Origin of the sequence: Enterobacter sp. D2 (assembly GCF_034427575.1) — a bacterium.
Taxonomy (GTDB): Bacteria; Pseudomonadota; Gammaproteobacteria; order Enterobacterales; family Enterobacteriaceae; genus Enterobacter; species Enterobacter cloacae_M.
Map to the genome: position 1 here is coordinate 549,968 of NZ_JAXQPP010000002.1, position 18,610 is coordinate 568,577.

The 18,610-nt window shown below is 55.1% G+C and carries 17 protein-coding genes and 1 tRNA gene; 4 read left to right on the forward strand and 14 right to left on the reverse strand.

Features of this window, described 5'->3' with window-relative positions; all coding sequences use genetic code 11:
* The first annotated feature begins 11 nt into the window (after nucleotides 1-11).
* Nucleotides 12-341, forward strand: coding sequence for a GIY-YIG nuclease family protein (locus SPG90_RS14880; protein WP_023309323.1), 330 nt, complete (start codon nucleotides 12-14; stop codon nucleotides 339-341).
* Here the strand turns inward: SPG90_RS14880 and SPG90_RS14885 are convergent.
* Both SPG90_RS14885 and ubiT read right to left on the reverse strand, forming a co-directional pair.
* Nucleotides 328-831: a GNAT family N-acetyltransferase gene (locus tag SPG90_RS14885; protein WP_023309324.1), complete on the reverse strand. Its 504-nt coding sequence runs from the start codon at nucleotides 829-831 to the stop codon at nucleotides 328-330. The two genes, SPG90_RS14880 and SPG90_RS14885, sit on opposite strands and share 14 nt — an antisense overlap.
* On the reverse strand, nucleotides 825-1,349 hold the full coding sequence (gene ubiT / locus SPG90_RS14890) for a ubiquinone anaerobic biosynthesis accessory factor UbiT (RefSeq protein ID WP_126303132.1): 525 nt from the start codon (nucleotides 1,347-1,349) through the stop codon (nucleotides 825-827). The genes SPG90_RS14885 and ubiT overlap by 7 nt, the downstream gene beginning before the upstream one ends.
* 211 nt (nucleotides 1,350-1,560) lie before the next feature.
* Here ubiT and ubiU point away from each other — a divergent pair, with 211 nt between their 5' ends.
* From ubiU to SPG90_RS14905, 3 genes are all read left to right on the forward strand, one after another.
* Nucleotides 1,561-2,556 (forward strand): ubiquinone anaerobic biosynthesis protein UbiU, encoded by a 996-nt coding sequence (ubiU, locus tag SPG90_RS14895; protein WP_023309326.1) that lies wholly within the window; start codon nucleotides 1,561-1,563, stop codon nucleotides 2,554-2,556.
* Nucleotides 2,557-2,563: 7 nt separating this feature from the next.
* Nucleotides 2,564-3,442, forward strand: a complete 879-nt coding sequence (locus SPG90_RS14900; RefSeq protein WP_045403510.1) for a U32 family peptidase — start codon at nucleotides 2,564-2,566, stop codon at nucleotides 3,440-3,442.
* Nucleotides 3,443-3,520: 78 nt separating this feature from the next.
* A complete protein-coding gene (locus SPG90_RS14905; protein WP_045355411.1) occupies nucleotides 3,521-4,528 on the forward strand; it encodes a luciferase-like monooxygenase in 1,008 nt (335 codons plus the stop codon).
* 62 nt (nucleotides 4,529-4,590) lie between these two features.
* Here SPG90_RS14905 and mtr read toward each other — a convergent pair whose 3' ends face one another.
* The 12 genes from mtr to SPG90_RS14965 all read right to left on the reverse strand — a co-directional run bounded on the left by mtr (nucleotide 4,591) and on the right by SPG90_RS14965 (nucleotide 18,398).
* Nucleotides 4,591-5,835, reverse strand: coding sequence for a tryptophan permease (mtr, locus tag SPG90_RS14910; protein ID WP_045355428.1), 1,245 nt, complete (start codon nucleotides 5,833-5,835; stop codon nucleotides 4,591-4,593).
* A gap of 142 nt (nucleotides 5,836-5,977) precedes the next feature.
* Nucleotides 5,978-7,873 carry a DEAD/DEAH family ATP-dependent RNA helicase gene (locus SPG90_RS14915; RefSeq protein ID WP_023309330.1) on the reverse strand — a complete coding sequence of 632 codons (1,896 nt, stop codon included), beginning with the start codon at nucleotides 7,871-7,873 and terminating at the stop codon, nucleotides 5,978-5,980.
* Nucleotides 7,866-7,946, reverse strand: a complete 81-nt coding sequence (gene yrbN, locus SPG90_RS14920; RefSeq protein WP_097397692.1) for a protein YrbN — start codon at nucleotides 7,944-7,946, stop codon at nucleotides 7,866-7,868. The genes SPG90_RS14915 and yrbN overlap by 8 nt, the downstream gene beginning before the upstream one ends.
* A 107-nt stretch (nucleotides 7,947-8,053) precedes the next feature.
* On the reverse strand, nucleotides 8,054-8,938 hold the full coding sequence (nlpI, locus tag SPG90_RS14925; RefSeq protein ID WP_023309331.1) for a lipoprotein NlpI: 885 nt from the start codon (nucleotides 8,936-8,938) through the stop codon (nucleotides 8,054-8,056).
* A 108-nt stretch (nucleotides 8,939-9,046) separates the two neighbouring features.
* Nucleotides 9,047-11,185 carry a polyribonucleotide nucleotidyltransferase gene (pnp, locus tag SPG90_RS14930; RefSeq protein WP_126303133.1) on the reverse strand — a complete coding sequence of 713 codons (2,139 nt, stop codon included), beginning with the start codon at nucleotides 11,183-11,185 and terminating at the stop codon, nucleotides 9,047-9,049.
* A 242-nt stretch (nucleotides 11,186-11,427) separates the two neighbouring features.
* On the reverse strand, nucleotides 11,428-11,697 hold the full coding sequence (rpsO, locus tag SPG90_RS14935; protein WP_003861789.1) for a 30S ribosomal protein S15: 270 nt from the start codon (nucleotides 11,695-11,697) through the stop codon (nucleotides 11,428-11,430).
* Nucleotides 11,698-11,851: 154 nt separating this feature from the next.
* Nucleotides 11,852-12,802, reverse strand: a complete 951-nt coding sequence (truB, locus tag SPG90_RS14940) for a tRNA pseudouridine(55) synthase TruB (RefSeq protein ID WP_045355410.1) — start codon at nucleotides 12,800-12,802, stop codon at nucleotides 11,852-11,854.
* Nucleotides 12,802-13,206 (reverse strand): 30S ribosome-binding factor RbfA, encoded by a 405-nt coding sequence (rbfA, locus tag SPG90_RS14945; RefSeq protein ID WP_003024988.1) that lies wholly within the window; start codon nucleotides 13,204-13,206, stop codon nucleotides 12,802-12,804. The genes truB and rbfA overlap by 1 nt, the downstream gene beginning before the upstream one ends.
* 212 nt (nucleotides 13,207-13,418) lie before the next feature.
* Nucleotides 13,419-16,106 carry a translation initiation factor IF-2 gene (infB, locus tag SPG90_RS14950; protein WP_023309335.1) on the reverse strand — a complete coding sequence of 896 codons (2,688 nt, stop codon included), beginning with the start codon at nucleotides 16,104-16,106 and terminating at the stop codon, nucleotides 13,419-13,421.
* Between the two features lie 24 nt (nucleotides 16,107-16,130).
* Nucleotides 16,131-17,633: a transcription termination factor NusA gene (nusA, locus tag SPG90_RS14955; protein ID WP_003861798.1), complete on the reverse strand. Its 1,503-nt coding sequence runs from the start codon at nucleotides 17,631-17,633 to the stop codon at nucleotides 16,131-16,133.
* A 28-nt stretch (nucleotides 17,634-17,661) separates the two neighbouring features.
* On the reverse strand, nucleotides 17,662-18,114 hold the full coding sequence (rimP, locus tag SPG90_RS14960; protein WP_014833432.1) for a ribosome maturation factor RimP: 453 nt from the start codon (nucleotides 18,112-18,114) through the stop codon (nucleotides 17,662-17,664).
* 207 nt (nucleotides 18,115-18,321) lie between these two features.
* A tRNA-Met gene (locus SPG90_RS14965) sits at nucleotides 18,322-18,398 on the reverse strand.
* Nucleotides 18,399-18,610 lie beyond the last annotated feature (212 nt).

The window sequence follows — 18,610 nt, forward strand, 5'->3', positions numbered from 1 at the left end:
CGTTCTCTCTCATGCTATGGTGCGTTCACCTTAACATACTGAATCCGTTTACCGTGTGCTGGTTTCTCTATCTTGTCCGAACCGCTGATAACGCACTCTACACCGGGATCACCACCGATGTGGCGCGGCGTTTTTTACAACATCAAACGGGAAAAGGGGCAAAAGCGCTGCGGGGGAAAGGGGAATTACAGCTCGCCTTCTCAGCGGCCGTCGGCGACCGTTCGCTGGCGCTCAGGCTGGAATACCGCATCAAGCAGCTGACGAAGCGCCAGAAAGAGCGCCTCGTGACCGGAGACGGCTCCTTTGAGGCGCTACGCGAGAGCCTGATTAAAAGCGATTGAAATGGTCGTGATACTCGACCAGGCCGTTGACGCCGTTGAGCGCGTCGTCCGCCAGACGGTGGACCTGGAAAGCGGATTCCGTACCCGGCCAGCGACAGCGCAGATCGTAATGCGCGGCCTGCTCAAAGCCTAAACGGCCATAGAACGCCGGATCGCCCAGCGTGACAACGGCGGCATAGCCAAACTCATTGAGCGAATCCAGCCCTTCATAGACCAGCTGGCGCGCCAGACCCTGCCCGCGATAGCTTTCATCTACCGCCAGCGGCGCCATGCCGACCCACTGCAGCTCTTCGCCCTGAACGATGACCGGACTGAAGGCAACATAGCCCACCACCTGACCTTCGTCATCGGTGGCAACCAGCCCCAGCGTAATCAGGCCGTCTTCGCGAAGGTCGTGGACCAGTTGGGCTTCGGCATCGCTCGCAAAGGCACGGCGTAACAACGCATCGATCCCCGGCGCATCAATCCCAATTTCGACTCGAATCAGCATGGCTCACCTACTGAAGTGTGTTTACCGTCCGGCGGGGTTTTCAGCCCGGCCTCAACGAAATCTGCCATTTGCATTAACATCACGCGCAGCCCTTTCGGCATCTGCTCCAGCTCAATGGCATCCATTAAATTCTTCACGTACAGGCCCAGCTCCGTGTCGCCTTCAATCACCAGACGGCGCTGGAAGAAGAGCGTATCCGGATCCTGCTTGCGCGCGGCGATCATCAGCAGATCGCTGGCGTTGGCGCTAAAGCTTACGTCCGCGTCGGCGGATTCGCGTACGATCAGCTGGTCATTCTCAACGGAGGTAAACCAGCGCAGCCCGATGTCACGCACCTCAATGCTTAACCAGCGGCCTTCCAGGAATTCCAGCTCGCCGTCCTGCAGCGCCTGGCGGAACTGCCAGCTCAGGACCTGCTCCAGCACCTGGCGTTTTAGCGCGAACGGCGCCAGCTTGACCGGCACGCTCAGCATTGATGGTCCAAATTGTACGAGACGTGAACGCAGTTTATCCAGCACGAGCTTTACTCCCTGATATCTATAGTCCTGCTATTTTGCCATATCCGAAGCACAACATAGCGGCGTAAATCAACAAACCGTCGTCAGCCGTACCTCATTATTGGTGTCATCAATACGCCATTAGCTGCCTTAAATCAAAAATTGTCGCGTATGGGTTAATTAAAATCCCAGCTCGTTAACAATTTTGCGATCGACTACATCAGGATAAATTATGGAGCTGCTCTGCCCTGCCGGAAACCTTCCGGCGCTTAAGGCGGCCATCGAAAATGGGGCCGATGCGGTCTATATCGGGCTGAAAGATGATACCAACGCCCGCCATTTTGCTGGCCTCAACTTTACGGAGAAAAAGCTTCAGGAAGCCGTTAACTTCGTTCACCAGCACCGCCGCAAGCTGCATATCGCCATCAATACCTTTGCTCATCCTGACGGCTACGCCCGCTGGCAGCGCGCGGTGGATATGGCGGCACAGCTGGGTGCCGATGCGCTGATCCTGGCCGATCTCGCCATGCTTGAGTATGCGGCAGAACGCTATCCCCATATTGAGCGCCACGTCTCTGTTCAGGCATCTGCCACCAACGAAGAGGCGGTGCGTTTTTATCATCAACACTTTGACGTGGCCCGCGTGGTGCTGCCGCGTGTGCTCTCTATTCATCAGGTTAAGCAACTCGCGCGCGTCACGCCAGTGCCGCTGGAGGTTTTTGCCTTTGGCAGCCTGTGCATCATGGCTGAAGGCCGTTGCTATCTTTCCTCTTATTTAACCGGTGAATCGCCGAATACCGTCGGGGCCTGCTCTCCTGCCCGCTTTGTCCGCTGGCAGCAAACCCCACAGGGGCTGGAATCCCGCCTGAATGAGGTGCTGATCGACCGCTACCAGGACGGGGAAAACGCCGGTTATCCTACCCTGTGTAAAGGCCGCTATCTGGTCGACGGCGAGCGCTATCACGCGCTGGAGGAGCCGACCAGCCTCAACACGCTGGAGCTACTGCCGGAACTGCTGGCGGCCAATATTGCCTCGGTGAAAATCGAAGGACGTCAGCGTAGCCCGGCCTACGTGAGCCAGGTAGCGAAAGTGTGGCGTCAGGCCATTGACCGCTGCATGGCGGATCCGCAGAACTACGCTCCACAGCAGGCCTGGATGGAAACGCTTGGTTCGATGTCCGAAGGCACACAAACCACGCTTGGCGCGTATCACCGTAAATGGCAGTGAGATCATCATGAAATATTCATTAGGACCGGTGCTCTACTACTGGCCAAAAGGGACGCTGGAAGATTTTTACCAACAGGCCGCGACCAGCAGCGCCGACGTGATTTACCTCGGCGAAGCGGTGTGCAGCAAGCGCCGCGCCACAAAAGTGGGCGACTGGCTGGATATGGCGAAAGGCCTGGCCGGAAGCGGCAAGCAGGTAGTGCTCTCCACGCTCGCGCTTGTGCAGGCGTCGTCCGAACTGGGCGAGCTGAAGCGCTACGTTGAAAACGGCGAGTTCCTGCTGGAAGCGAGCGATCTGGGCGTGGTGAACATGTGCGCTGAACGCAAGCTGCCGTTTGTCGCGGGCCATGCCCTGAACTGCTACAACGCCGTAACCCTGCGCCTGCTGCTCAAACAGGGAATGACGCGCTGGTGCATGCCGGTAGAGCTCTCCCGCGACTGGCTGGCAAACCTGCTTAAACAGTGCGACGAGCTGGGCATTCGCAATCAGTTTGAAGTGGAAGTGCTGAGCTACGGCCATCTGCCGCTGGCCTACTCCGCCCGCTGCTTCACCGCGCGCTCGGAAGACCGCCCGAAAGACGAATGCGAAACCTGCTGCATCAAGTACCCGAACGGACGCAGCATGCTGTCGCAGGAGAATCAGCAGGTATTTGTCCTCAACGGTATTCAGACCATGAGCGGCTATGTCTATAACCTCGGCAACGAGCTGGCGTCGATGGACGGGCTGGTGGACATGGTGCGTCTGTCACCGCTGGATACCGGCGTGTTCGCGATGCTGGACGCCTTCCGCGCCAATGAAAACGGCGCCGCTCCGCTGCCGCTGACGGCAAACAGCGACTGCAACGGCTACTGGAGACGTCTCGCCGGGCTGGAACTTCAGGCGTAAAAAAGGCTCACTTTGTTAACAACGGTTATCATTTTTTAATGCAGTATTAAAGATTGACCGTCGACAAAGTGAGCTGTTATGACTGACAAAACCATTCCGTTTTCGGTGCTGGATCTGGCGCCGATCCCTCAGGGCTCCTCGGCAAGAGAAGCCTTTTCGCACTCTCTGGATCTGGCTCAGCTGGCCGAAAAGCGTGGCTATCACCGCTACTGGCTGGCCGAGCACCACAATATGGTTGGCATAGCCAGCGCCGCCACCTCGGTTTTGATCGGCTATCTGGCGGCAAACACCACCACGCTACACCTGGGCTCCGGCGGCGTGATGCTGCCGAACCACGCCCCGCTGGTGATTGCCGAGCAGTTTGGCACCCTGAATACCCTCTATCCGGGGCGTATTGATTTGGGTCTTGGTCGTGCGCCGGGCAGCGATCAGCCAACCATGCGCGCCCTGCGTCGCCATATGAGCGGCGATATCGACAACTTCCCGCGCGATGTGGCCGAGCTGGTGGACTGGTTCGACGCGCGCGATCCGAACCCGCACGTGCGCCCGGTGCCGGGCTACGGTGAGAAGATCCCGGTGTGGCTGTTGGGATCAAGCCTCTACAGCGCACAGCTCGCCGCGCAGCTTGGGCTGCCGTTTGCGTTTGCCTCCCACTTTGCACCGGATATGCTGCATCAGGCGCTGCATCTTTACCGAACGAACTTCAAACCGTCCGAGCGTCTTGAGAAGCCGTACGCAATGGTGTGTATCAACATCGTTGCGGCCGACAGCAATCGCGACGCGGAATTCCTGTTTACCTCAATGCAGCAGGCTTTTGTGAAGCTGCGTCGCGGTGAGACGGGGCAGCTTCCGCCGCCGGTGGAGAATATGCATCAGCTGTGGTCCGCCTCCGAGCAGTATGGCGTGCAGCAGGCCCTGAGCATGTCGCTGGTTGGCGATAAGGCGAAAGTGCGTCACGGGCTGGACGCGGTGCTGCGCGAAACGCAGGCGGATGAGATTATGGTTAACGGCCAGATTTTCGATCACCAGGCGCGTTTGCATTCGTTTGAACTGGCGATGCAGGTGAAAGAGGAGTTGGTGGGGTAGTTTTTTGCTTTTCTCCCTCTCCCTATGGGAGAGGGCCGGGGTGAGGGGGTCAACCCCTCGTTTTACTGATAAACGGGCAACAGGTTAAAACTCGACAACACGTGTACCAGTGCGTTACCAACGCCGAATACCAGAATCAGCGCAATCATCGGCTTACCGCCCCAGACGCGGAATTTTGGGCTGCCGAAGCGTTTACGTGATTTGCGCGCCAACAGCGCCGGCACAATCGCCGCCCAGATAGTTGCCGCCAGCCCTGCATAACCGATGGCGTACAGGAAGCCGTTCGGCCACAGCAGGCCGCCCACAATCGGCGGCAGGAAGGTCAGCAGCGCAGTTTTTAAACGCCCCATCGCAGAATCATCAAAGCCGAACAGATCCGCCAGATAGTCAAACAGGCCCAGCGTCACGCCCAGGAAAGAACTCGCCACCGCAAAGTTAGAGAAGATAACCAGCAGCAGATCCAGGCTGCGGCTGTTCAGCACGCCGCTCAGCGCCTGCACCAGCACGTCGATGTTACCGCCCTTCTGGGCAATGCCGATAAATTCCGGACGCGGGATGTTGCCCATCGTCCCCAGCAGCCAAATAACATACAGACCCAGCGCCAGCAGCGTGCCGTAGACCAGACACTTCACAATGGTGCGGGGATCTTTGCCGTAGTACTTCATCAGGCTCGGCACGTTACCGTGGTAACCGAACGACGCCAGACAGAACGGCAGCGTCATCAGCAGGTACGGCGTGTAGGAGGTGTTCACTTCGGCAACGTTAAACAGCGTGGCGGGCGTCACGTGCCCCAGAAGGCTGCCGAAGGTCAGGAAGAAGGTGATGACCTTAGCGCCTAATACAATCGCCGTCATGCGGCTCACCGCTTTGGTACTCATCCAGACGATAAACGCCACAGCCAGCGCAAAGCACAACCCAGCCAGACGCGCCGGAACGTTCAGCGACATCTCCGAGAAGGTGTGATGCAGAATCGAGCCGCTCGCCGAAATATACGCGTAGGTCAGGATATAGAGCACAAACGCGATGGACAGCCCGTTCACCAGGTTCCAGCCTTTACCCAGCAGATCTTTGGTGATGGTGTCGAAGCTGGAGCCAATGCGGTAGTTCAGGTTTGCCTCAAGGATCATCAGCCCGGAATGGAGCATGCAGAACCAGGTAAAGACCAGCGCCGCCAGCGACCAGAAGAACCACGCACCGGACATGACCACGGGCAGGGAAAACATCCCGGCACCTATAATGGTTCCGCCGATGATCACCACGCCGCCAAGCAGCGAGGGTGACGTTTGGGTGGTGGTTAGTGTCGCCATACAGCCTTTTCTCCAGTCAATCATGCGGTTCTGCATTTTAATGTGACGCACTGTACCAGTACAAGAGTACAAAAGGAATAAAAAAAGCCCCGATAACGTATATCGGGGCTGTATATTTTACTTTACGTCAGAAGCGAAAGGCTTACGCGTCACCGAAACGACGGCGGCTGGTGCCTTCTTCACGACGTGGGCCACGGTTTTCGCGACGCTCGCCGGAGAAACGACGACCTTCACCACCGCGACCTTCGCTGCGGCCGCCTTCACGACGCTCGCCACCGAAGCTGCGACCACCGCCACGACGTTCACCACCGCGGTCAGGGCGTGGCTGTGCATCACCCATCAGCTGCATGTTCATCGGCTTGTTCAGGATGCGGGTACGCGTAAAGTGCTGCAGCACTTCGCCCGGCATGCCTTTTGGCAGCTCGATGGTGGAGTGAGATGCGAACAGCTTGATGTTACCGATGTAACGGCTGCTGATGTCGCCTTCGTTAGCGATCGCGCCAACGATGTGACGAACTTCAACGCCATCATCACGGCCCACTTCAATGCGGTACAGTTCCATGTCACCCGCGTCACGACGTTCACGACGTGGACGGTCTTCACCACCACGCTCTGGACGGTCACCGCGTGGGCCACGGTCATTACGGTCGCCACGACGTTCAAAGCGATCGTCACGGTCACGGAATTCACGCTTAGGACGCATCGGCGCATCTGGTGGCACGATCAGGCTACGTTCACCCTGAGCCATTTTCAGCAGTGCTGCGGCCAGGGTTTCCATGTCCAGCTCTTCGCCTTCAGCAACAGGCTGAATCTGCGACAGCAGCGCGCGATACTGATCCAGATCGCTGCTTTCCAGCTGCTGCTGTACTTTCGCGGCGAATTTTTCCAGACGGCGTTTGCCCAGCAGCTCTGCGTTTGGCAGGTCAGCTTCTGGAATGGTCAGCTTCATGGTGCGTTCAATGTTACGCAGCAGACGACGCTCGCGGTTCTCAACGAACAGCAGCGCGCGGCCAGCACGACCCGCACGACCGGTACGGCCGATACGGTGAACGTAAGACTCGGAATCCATCGGGATGTCGTAGTTTACAACCAGGCTGATACGCTCAACGTCCAGACCACGTGCTGCCACGTCGGTTGCAATCAGGATATCCAGACGACCGTCTTTCAGACGCTCCAGAGTCTGCTCACGCAGGGCCTGGTTCATGTCGCCGTTCAGCGCTGCGCTGTTGTAGCCGCTACGCTCCAGGGCTTCAGCCACTTCCAGGGTCGCGTTTTTGGTACGAACGAAGATAATCGCCGCATCAAAATCTTCTGCTTCCAGGAAACGTACCAGCGCTTCGTTTTTGCGCATGCCGTACACAGACCAGTAGCTCTGGCTGATGTCCGGGCGAGTGGTTACGCTGGACTGAATACGCACTTCCTGAGGATCTTTCATGAAGCGCTTGGTGATACGACGAATCGCTTCAGGCATGGTGGCAGAGAACAGCGCGGTCTGATGACCGTCCGGGATCTGCGCCATGATGGTTTCGACGTCTTCGATGAAGCCCATACGCAGCATTTCATCTGCTTCATCCAGTACCAGGCCGCTCAGTTTAGAGAGGTCCAGAGTACCGCGCTTCAGGTGATCCAGCAGACGGCCCGGCGTACCGACAACAATCTGTGGGCCCTGGCGCAGGGCGCGTAACTGCACGTCATAACGCTGGCCGCCGTACAGGGCTACCACGTTTACGCCGCGCATATGTTTAGAGAATTCCGTCATGGCTTCTGCAACCTGAACAGCCAGTTCACGGGTTGGAGCCAGGACGAGGATCTGCGGTGCACGCAGGTCCGGATCAATGTTGTTCAACAGCGGCAGCGAGAATGCTGCAGTTTTACCGCTACCAGTCTGGGCCATGCCCAGCACGTCACGACCAGAAAGCAGGTGTGGGATACACTCAGCCTGGATCGGAGATGGTTTTTCGTAACCCAGATCGTTAAGGGCTTCAAGGATAGGAGCCTTCAGGCCCAGATCTGCAAAAGTGGTTTCGAATTCAGCCATGTAGTACAAGTGCCTCGATATTAATGGCGGCCAGTCTACTTAGCTCATCGTGAAAATGATTAGCAATTTTCATTGAAAAGTGTGAACCGGCTCAAAGTAGGTGTATTGACGAACAACAACGCCCTCACCAGTTAAGGTGATGGCAATCAAAAGATTACGGGCTGATGTTTATGTCGTCAGCTATTGCTGGTCCGATTCTGCCAGGTCGTCATGCTCCTGGCCCAAGAGCGATAATTCCAACAATGCATAACGGTGCTCAACGAAGTTGTGTACGTTGTTAGCAACCGCTAATTTGAACAGTGCCGTAGCGCTGTCCATATCCCCCAGACTTAGGTAGTACTTACCTAAATAGAAGTTGGTTTCACTGAGATGCTCAGCGAGCGAGGTGTTATCCGTTGCGTCCGCCTTGAGGCGTTCCATCAGCGTTGCTTCGCTAATGTTGCCCAGGTAGAACTCGACAATGTTCCATCCCCACTGTTCCTTGTCCGATTTATCGAAGCGCTGTTTCAGTGCCTCTTTTGCCTGCTTCTCATCGAGCTTCCGCTCAACGATGTAAAGCCACAGGCTACGGAAAGGATCATTAGGATCGTCTTGATAAAACGCCAGCAGATCATCTTGCGCTAACTTATCACGACCGCCGTAATACAATGCGATACCGCGATTCAAGTGCGCGTAGTTGTAAGTTGGATCAAGCTCAAGTACAGAATCAAACGCTTCATAGGCAGCATCAAAATTGCCTGCCTGCGTTAAATAAATGCCTAAGTAATTGAATACTTCAGGCATATCAGGTCGGATAGCCAGCGCTTGTGAAAAATCATTTCGCGCCAATGCCCTCAGACCGAGACTATCATACAACACTCCGCGCTCATATAAAAGCTGTGCGCGTTCTTCATCGGTTAAAGCCCGACTGGCAAGTATTTGTTCCATGCGTGCCAGAATCACTTCCTGCTGCAAAGTCGGTTGCAATGGCACTGCGAGGACTTCGCTCTTACGCCAGGCAGAGTTGCTGCATCCTGCCAGCGTTAAAGCTGTCGCAACGAAACACCAGCGCAAAAAAGGCTTCATTTCCCACTCCCGAAGACAACTATTGGATGAACGTCCTGTCCCCCGGCGGCTTAACAAGGCGTCCTGCCTGATAATAGGCCCTCCGCAAAACGGAGGGCAAATGGCAACTTACTCGCCTTGCTGTTCTGCTGCCTGTGCTTCTGGCGCAGCAGCTGGCTGAGACTGCTCGGTTGCTTCTTTAATGCTCAGACGGATACGGCCCTGGCGATCAACTTCCAGAACTTTCACCGGTACTTCCTGACCCATCTGCAGGTAATCGGTCACTTTCTCAACGCGCTTGTCAGCGATCTGAGAGATGTGAACCAGACCTTCTTTACCGCCACCGATGGCAACGAACGCGCCAAAGTCAACGATACGGGTCACTTTACCTGCGTAGACGCGGCCCACTTCGATCTCTGCCGTGATTTCTTCGATGCGACGGATCGCGAATTTCGCTTTCTCGCCGTCGGTTGCTGCGATCTTCACAGTACCGTCATCTTCGATTTCGATCGTGGTGCCAGTCTCTTCGGTCAGCGCACGGATTACGGAACCGCCCTTACCGATAACATCTTTGATCTTATCTGGGTTGATCTTGATGGTGTGGATACGTGGAGCGAACTGAGAAATGTCGCCACGCGGCGCGTTAATCGCCTGTTCCATCACGCCCAGGATGTGCAGACGAGCACCTTTAGCCTGGTTCAGAGCAACCTGCATGATCTCTTTGGTGATACCTTCAATTTTGATATCCATCTGCAGCGCAGAGATACCTTCGCGGGAACCCGCTACTTTGAAGTCCATATCACCCAGGTGGTCTTCGTCACCCAGAATGTCAGACAGAACAACGAAGTTGTCGCCTTCTTTCACCAGGCCCATTGCGATACCCGCAACGGCGGCTTTGATTGGCACGCCTGCATCCATCAGCGCCAGAGAAGCACCACACACGGAAGCCATGGAAGAAGAACCGTTGGATTCGGTGATTTCAGAAACCACACGAACGGTGTACGGGAACTTGTCAGCTTCTGGCATTACTGCCAGCACGCCGCGCTTCGCCAGACGACCGTGACCAATTTCACGACGCTTCGGCGAGCCAACCATACCGGTTTCGCCTACGGAGTACGGAGGGAAGTTGTAGTGGAACAGGAAGCTGTCAGTGCGCTCGCCCATCAGTTCGTCGATGATCTGTGCGTCACGTGCAGTACCCAGGGTCGCGGTAACCAGCGCCTGCGTTTCGCCACGGGTGAACAGCGCGGAACCGTGAGTACGTGGCAGAACGCCAGTACGCACATCCAGACCACGGATCATGTCTTTTTCGCGGCCATCGATACGCGGCTCGCCTGCCAGTACACGGCTACGAACAACGTTTTTCTCGATAGCGTGCAGGATGTCGCTCAGTTCGTTAGCATCCAGCGCTTCGTCTTCAGCAACCAGCGTCGAGATAGTCTCAGACTTGATCACGTCAACCTGAGCGTAACGCTCCTGCTTGTCAGTGATGCGGTATGCATCGCTCAGACGAGATTCTGCCAGGGCTGCAACGCGTGCGTTCAGCGCGTCGTTTGCTGCTTCTGGCTGCCAGTCCCAACGTGGTTTACCGGCTTCTTTCACCAGGTCGTTGATGTTCTGGATAACGATCTGCTGCTGGTCGTGGCCAAATACCACAGCGCCCAGCATCTGGTCTTCGCTCAGCAGTTCAGCTTCGGATTCAACCATCAGTACAGCCGCTTCAGTACCCGCAACAACCAGGTCCAGCTTACTTTCTTTCAGCTCTTCCTGGGTTGGGTTCAGCACGTACTGGTCATTGATGTAGCCAACGCGCGCGGCACCGATTGGGCCATTGAATGGAATACCAGACAGTGACAGGGCAGCGGATGCGCCGATCATGGCAACGATGTCCGGGTTAACCTGTGGGTTAACGGAAACAACGGTCGCGATAACCTGTACTTCGTTAACGAAGCCTTCCGGGAACAGCGGACGAACCGGGCGGTCAATCAGACGCGCAATCAGCGTTTCGCCTTCGCTTGGACGGCCTTCACGACGGAAGAAACCACCCGGGATTTTACCGGCAGCGTAGGTACGCTCCTGGTAGTTAACGGTCAGCGGGAAGAAGTCCTGACCTGGTTTAGCTTTTTTCTGGCCAACAACGGTAACGAATACCGCAGTGTCATCCATGCTTACCATAACGGCAGCAGTAGCCTGACGTGCCATCATGCCGGTTTCCAGCGTGACGGTATGTTGACCATACTGGAATTTACGAACGATCGGATTCAGCAAAGTTCTGTCCTTTCTTAAATGTTTGACAGCACACCACCGGTGTGCTGTCGATTTAACCCGACCTTCTTCGCATCCTCGCGACTAATGACAACCAACACCCCCATGGGTGAAGCCTCTCATTAGCCGCGCGAACCTCTGCAATGAAGATCATTTATAGCAACAATACAATAGTTTCCAGTGAATTGCTGCCGTCTGGTTGAAAAAAGGGGCCATCAGGCCCCCTTTTCTGAAACTCGCAAGAATTAGCGACGCAGACCCAGACGCTCGATCAGCGCGGTGTAGCGTGCAACATCTTTACGTTTCAGGTAGTCGAGCAGTTTACGACGCTGAGAAACCATACGCAGCAGACCACGACGGCTGTGGTGATCTTTTTTGTGCTCTGCAAAGTGACCCTGCAGGTGGTTAATCTGTGCAGTCAGCAGTGCAACCTGAACTTCAGTAGAACCGCTGTCGTTAGTACCACGACCAAACTCAGAAACGATTTTAGCTTTAGCTTCAACGCTTAGAGACATTTTCAAACTCCAAAGTATAAAGAATGTAAGGATGCCGATCTCTAATTCAGCAATCCCATGTACGCCCCGCAGATTGTTAAACAATTTACCAGGCGTTAAGCGGCGATATTCTACTCGTCTCCCCTGCTTATCGCAAGGTGAGCCGTTACCACCGTCACGCGTCGACCGGATATTCGACGACCAGACGACGCGGCGCAACGCGCCCTTCGCCATCCATTTCGCCCATACCGATGAATTTCCCTTCGTCACCTTCGGTCACGCGTACCAGTCCCTCCAGCGGCGCTTCCGCCGTACGAACCGGGTTGCCGTTCTTAAAGTAAACGGACGATGTTAAAGGAAGATTAACAACCGGGAAGTCCGCTGCCGGACTGTCCATCGGCATCAGCAAGGGATCCAGCAAATCTGCCGGCGCGATCCCCTGCGCTTCCGCCTGTTCTACCAGCTCGCGCAGATGTTCCAGGGTCACCATCCGCTCCACCGGGTACTTGCTTACCGCCAGACGGCGCAGGTAAATCACATGCGCACCGCAGCCCAGCTTTTCACCGAGGTCGTCGATGATGGTGCGAATATAGGTCCCTTTCGAACAGTGTACTTCCAGCTCCAGCTCATCGCCTTCGTGGCGAATAAACAGCAGCTCATACACGGTTATCGGACGGGCTTCACGCGGGACATCAATGCCCTGGCGCGCATATTCGTAGAGCTTCTTGCCCTGATATTTCAGCGCCGAATACATCGACGGCACCTGCATCGTGTCTCCACGGAAGCTCTCCAGCGCAGCATCAAGCTGTTCCGCGCTGAACGTCACCGGACGCTCTTCCACCACCTGGCCATCCGCGTCGGAGGTATCCGTGCGCTGGCCCAGCTTAGCGATAACGCGGTAGCGCTTATCGGAGTCGAGCAGGTACTGGGAAAACTTTGTCGCCTCTCCCAGGCAGACCGGCAGCATGCCGGTTGCCAGCGGATCGAGCGCGCCGGTGTGGCCCGCACGGTTGGCGTTATAAATACGCTTAACTTTCTGCAGCACGTCGTTGCTGGAAGCGCCCTGGGGTTTATCCAGCAGCAGCACACCATGCACGTCGCGACCGCGACGACGAGGACGACTCATTAGTCCTCCTTGCTGTCGTCCGCCGGGTTAACACGACGCTCGTCGTCATGTTTAACCACGCTGGTCACCAGGTTGGACATACGCATACCTTCGACCAGCGAGTTGTCGTAGAAGAAGGTCAGCTCAGGCACGATACGCAGGCGCATCGCTTTGCCAAGCAGGGAGCGGATGAAACCAGAGGCTTCCTGCAACGCTTTAATGCCGTTTTTCACTGCCGCTTCGTCCTGATCGTTCAGGAAGGTGACGAACACTTTTGCATAGGCCAAATCGCGGGACATTTCGACACCGGAAACGGTGGTCATCATGCCGACGCGCGGGTCTTTAATTTCACGTTGCAGAATGAGTGCGATCTCTTTCTGCATTTCCTGCGCTACGCGCTGAGGGCGACCAAATTCTTTCGCCATAATAAATTCTCCAGACAAAAAAGGGGCTAAAAGCCCCTTTTAAAATTATTGCCGGGTGGCGCTTCGCTTACCCGGCCTACGCTAGTTAATCTTCTAAGGATTTTGGGTTGCAACAAGGCGGCAAGCTCGTGAATCCCCGGGAGCATAGATAACTATGTGACCGGGGTGAACGAGCGCAGCCAACGCAGTGGCGGCCCAAAAGCCGACGAAGATTAAGCGATGGTACGCTGAATTTCGATGATCTCGAACACTTCGATCATATCGCCAACGCGAACGTCGTTGTAGTTCTTCACGCCGATACCACATTCCATGCCGTTACGGACTTCGTTAACGTCATCTTTGAAGCGGCGCAGGGATTCCAGCTCGCCTTCGTAGATAACCACGTTGTCACGCAGTACGCGGATTGGGTTGTGACGCTTGATGTTACCTTCGGTAACCATACAGCCCGCGATCGCACCGAATTTCGGTGATTTGAACACGTCACGTACTTCAGCCAGACCGATGATCTGCTGTTTCAGCTCAGGAGACAGCATGCCGCTCATCGCTGCTTTCACTTCGTCGATCAGGTTATAGATGACGGAGTAGTAGCGCAGATCCAGGCTTTCAGCTTCAATCACTTTACGCGCGGATGCATCCGCACGAACGTTGAAGCCAACCAGGATAGCGTTGGAGGCAGCAGCCAGGGTCGCGTCGGTTTCGGTGATACCACCTACGCCAGAACCGATGATCTTCACTTTCACTTCGTCGGTAGACAGTTTCAGCAAGGAGTCGGAGATCGCTTCCACAGAACCCTGAACGTCGGCTTTCAGAACGATGTTCACTTCGTGAACTTCGCCATCGGTCATGTTGGCAAACATGTTCTCGAGTTTAGATTTCTGCTGACGAGCCAGTTTAACTTCACGGAATTTACCCTGACGATAGAGTGCCACTTCACGCGCTTTCTTCTCGTCACGCACCACGGTCACTTCGTCACCGGCAGCCGGAACACCGGACAGACCCAGGATTTCCACTGGAATGGACGGACCTGCTTCCAGCACTTCCTGACCCAGTTCGTTACGCATCGCACGAACGCGACCGTATTCGAAACCGCACAGAACGATATCGCCTTTATGCAGCGTACCTTCGCGAACCAGAACGGTAGCAACCGGGCCACGTCCTTTATCCAGGAAGGATTCGATAACCGCACCGCTCGCCATACCGTTACGGATGGCTTTCAGCTCCAGAACTTCGGCCTGCAGCAGGATCGCGTCCAGCAGTTCGTCGATACCGGTACCCGCTTTCGCAGACACGTGTACGAACTGGCTTTCGCCGCCCCACTCTTCCGGCAGAATACCGTACTGGGAAAGTTCGTTTTTAACACGATCGGGATCCGCTTCTGGCTTATCGATCTTGTTCACTGCAACCACAACCGGCACACCTGCTGCTTTCGCGTGCTGGATAGCTTCGATGGTCTGCGGCATGACGCCGTCGTCTGCAGCAACAACCAGAACAACGATATCCGTCGCCTGAGCACCACGAGCACGCATTGAGGTAAACGCGGCGTGGCCCGGAGTATCCAGGAAGGTGATCATACCGTTGTCAGTTTCTACGTGGTAAGCACCGATGTGCTGGGTAATACCACCCGCTTCACCAGAGGCAACCTTAGTAGAACGAATGTAGTCAAGCAGAGAGGTTTTACCGTGGTCAACGTGACCCATGATGGTCACAACCGGTGCACGCGGTTCAGCCGCAGCACCTGTGTCACGGTCGCTCATTACTGCTTCTTCCAGCTCGTTTTCACGACGCAGGATAACTTTGTGGCCCATCTCTTCAGCAACCAGTTGTGCGGTTTCCTGATCGATGACCTGGTTGATGGTCGCCATGGCACCCAGCTTCATCATTGCTTTGATGACCTGAGAGCCTTTAACCGCCATCTTGTTCGCCAGTTCGCCAACGGTAATGGTTTCGCCAATCACGACGTCACGGTTAACTGCCTGAGCCGGCTTCTGGAAGCCCTGCTGCAGCGCGGAACCTTTACGCTTGCCGCCTTTACCGCCGCGAACAGCAGCGCGTGCTTCTTCACGGTCAGCTTTGGATTCAGCGTGCTTGTTGCCTTTTTTCGCCGGACGCGCTGCTTTTGCATTACGACCACGGCCACGGCCGCCTTCTACTTCACGGTCGTTATCATCTTCAGCCTGACGCGCATGCTGAGAAGTGGTCACGTGATAGTCGCTGGTGTCTTCAGTCGGCTCAACGGTATTCACACCATTCTTCTCGTTTTCTTCTGCCATGCGGCGCGCTTCTTCGGCGACGCGGCGAGCTTCTTCTTCCAGCTTACGGCGGGCTTCTTCTTCCGCTTTACGCTTCAGCTCGGCAGCTTCATTTTCACGGCGGGCTTTTTCAGCCTGGGCGGTTTTGGTCATTTCGTCTGTCTGTTGATTGCTCACTTTGTCTTTTTCCGCAGCGTCACGCTTCACTTTATCACTTGCGTCGCGTTTCGCTTTTTCTGCGGCCTCACGTTCAGCTTTTAATTCTGCTTCACGTTTGGCGGCTGCTTCCGCCTCACGCTGAGCTTGTTCTTCCGCTTCACGCTGTGCCTGCTCTTCCGCGGCAAGGCGTTCTGCCTCTTGCGGATCACGTTTTACAAAGGTGCGCGTCTTGCGGACTTCAATTTGTACCGATTTGCTTTTGCCACCGGTACCAGGGATGTTTAACGTGCTGCGCGTTTTGCGCTGCAGCGTTAACTTGTCAGGCGTAGAACCGTGTTCACGGTTCAGGTGCGTTAACAAGGTTTGTTTTTCTTGCGCGGTCACCGAGTCATCAGCGGACTTCGGGATCCCTGCATCAGCAAATTGCTGTACCAGGCGGTCCACGGAGGTCTGAATCTCAGCAGCCAGCGATTTTACAGTTACATCAGTCATGCTGTTCCTTCCTGCTACAGTTTATTACGCTTCGTCGCCAAACCAGCAAATATTACGTGCGGCCATGATGAGCTCGCCGGCTTTCTCGTCGGTTAAACCTTCGATATCAGCCAGGTCATCAACGCCTTGCTCAGCGAGATCTTCCAGCGTACAAACACCACGGGCAGCCAGCTTGAACGCAATCGCACGATCAAGACCTTCCAGATTCAGCAGGTCATCAGCCGGCTTCTTATCGCCAAGGCTTTCTTCCTGAGCCAGCGCCAGGGTGGTCAGTGCGTTTTTAGCGCGTTCACGCAGGGCTTCAACGGTTGGTTCATCCAGACCGTCAATTTCCAGCAGCTCTTTCATTGGCACATAGGCCAGTTCTTCCAGCGTAGAGAATCCTTCTTCAACCAGAACAGTGGCGAAGTCTTCGTCAATATCCAGGTATTTAGTGAAGGTATCGATCGCCGCATGGGCTTCAGCCTGATGCTTAGCCTGCAGGTCATCAACGGTCATTACGTTGAGTTCCCAGCCGCTCAGCTGTGACGCCAGGCGTACGTTCTGACCGTTACGGCCGATTGCCTGCGCCAGGTTGCCCGCTTCAACAGCGATATCCATGGTGTGTTTGTCTTCGTCAACAACGATAGACGCCACATCAGCTGGAGCCATTGCGTTGATCACGAACTGCGCCGGGTTGTCATCCCACAGAACGATATCAATACGTTCGCCGCCCAGCTCAGTAGAAACTGCCTGAACGCGCGCACCGCGCATACCGACGCAAGCACCGACCGGGTCGATACGCTTGTCGTTGGTTTTCACCGCAATTTTCGCACGGGAGCCCGGATCGCGAGCCGCCGCTTTAATTTCGATAACTTCTTCACCGATTTCCGGCACTTCGATACGGAACAGTTCTACCAGCATTTCTGGTTTAGAACGGGTCACGAACAGCTGTGCACCACGCGCTTCAGGGCGAACGGCGTACAGAACACCGCGAATACGGTCGCCTGGACGGAAGTTTTCACGCGGCAGCATATCTTCACGCAGGATCACGGCTTCAGCGTTACCCGGCAACCCTTCGGATTTGATCTCGAGGGAGATGTTGTCGCGGTTCACTTTCTTCACCACACCGGTGATGATCTCGCCTTCCTGATCGCGGAACTGATCGACAACCAGCGCGCGCTCGGCTTCGCGCACTTTCTGCACGATAACCTGTTTAGCGGTCTGCGTGGTGATACGGTCGAAGGTCACAGATTCGATCTGATCTTCAACGTAGTCACCCACGTTCAGACTTTCGTCTTCAAAACGGGCGGCTTCCAGCGTGATCTCTTTGGTCGGCTGGGTCACTTCTTCAACGATTACCCAACGACGGAATGTATCGAAGTCACCGCTTTTACGATCGATTTCTACGCGAACATCGATCTCTTGTTCGTATTTTTTCTTGGTTGCTGTAGCCAGTGCACTTTCCAGCGCTTCGAAAATCTTCTCACGCGGCAGTGATTTCTCGTTGGAGACGGCTTCAACAACAGCCAAAATTTCTTTGTTCATCGCGGGCTTTTCACCTCAATCCAGACTGTTAAAAGTGGGGAACCAGGTTCGCCTTCTGGATATTACTCAGCGCGAACACTTCATCTTTGCCTTCGACTGTCACCGTGATCATTTCACCATCAACGGCTTTGATAATTCCCTGCCATTTACGGCGGTTCTGTACGGCCATACGCAGAACGAGAGCCACTTCTTCACCGGTAAAGCGCACATAGTGCTCGGCCGTGAACATCGGGCGATCGAGGCCAGGTGAGGAAACTTCCAGGTTGTACGCAACGGTAATCGGGTCTTCAACATCAAGAACCGCACTCACCTGGTGGCTGACATCAGCACAATCATCAACATTGATGCCATCTTCACTATCAATATAGATGCGCAGCGTCGATGTACGGCCGCGAACGAATTCGATGCCGACCAGTTCGTAGCCCAGTGCTTCGACCGGTGCAGTAATCATCTCTGTTAATTTTTGCTCTAATGTGGACAAGCCCACCCCCAAGACATAAAAAAAGGGCGTAAAGCCCAGTTATTCTGTAGTCAGATAACAAAAAACCCCGATAAATCGGGGCTTTAGATAACTGAACCCTATAGCCACAACTGTGGCCTGGAGCACTTTCCGAAAGAATTTTTTCAAATCCAGCTACGAAGGCTCTAAGTCTTCACAGTATATTTGAAAAAGAACTTTATGGGAAAGTGGTTGCGGGGGCCGGATTTGAACCGACGACCTTCGGGTTATGAGCCCGACGAGCTACCAGGCTGCTCCACCCCGCGCCTGAAACGTGGCAAATTCTACGCGTTTTGGACAGAATTTGCAAATAATGCTGGGATTTGGTACCGAAGACGGGACGTAAAATCGGCGTTTAGTATATTGATAGTTGACCCCACCTGTCAACCCAACTTCCGCCAGATCAATTAGACCAAAATTTTTACAAAAAACGCACGACTCTCTTCCGGTCTTCGCCAAAAGATGATTAAATGAATAC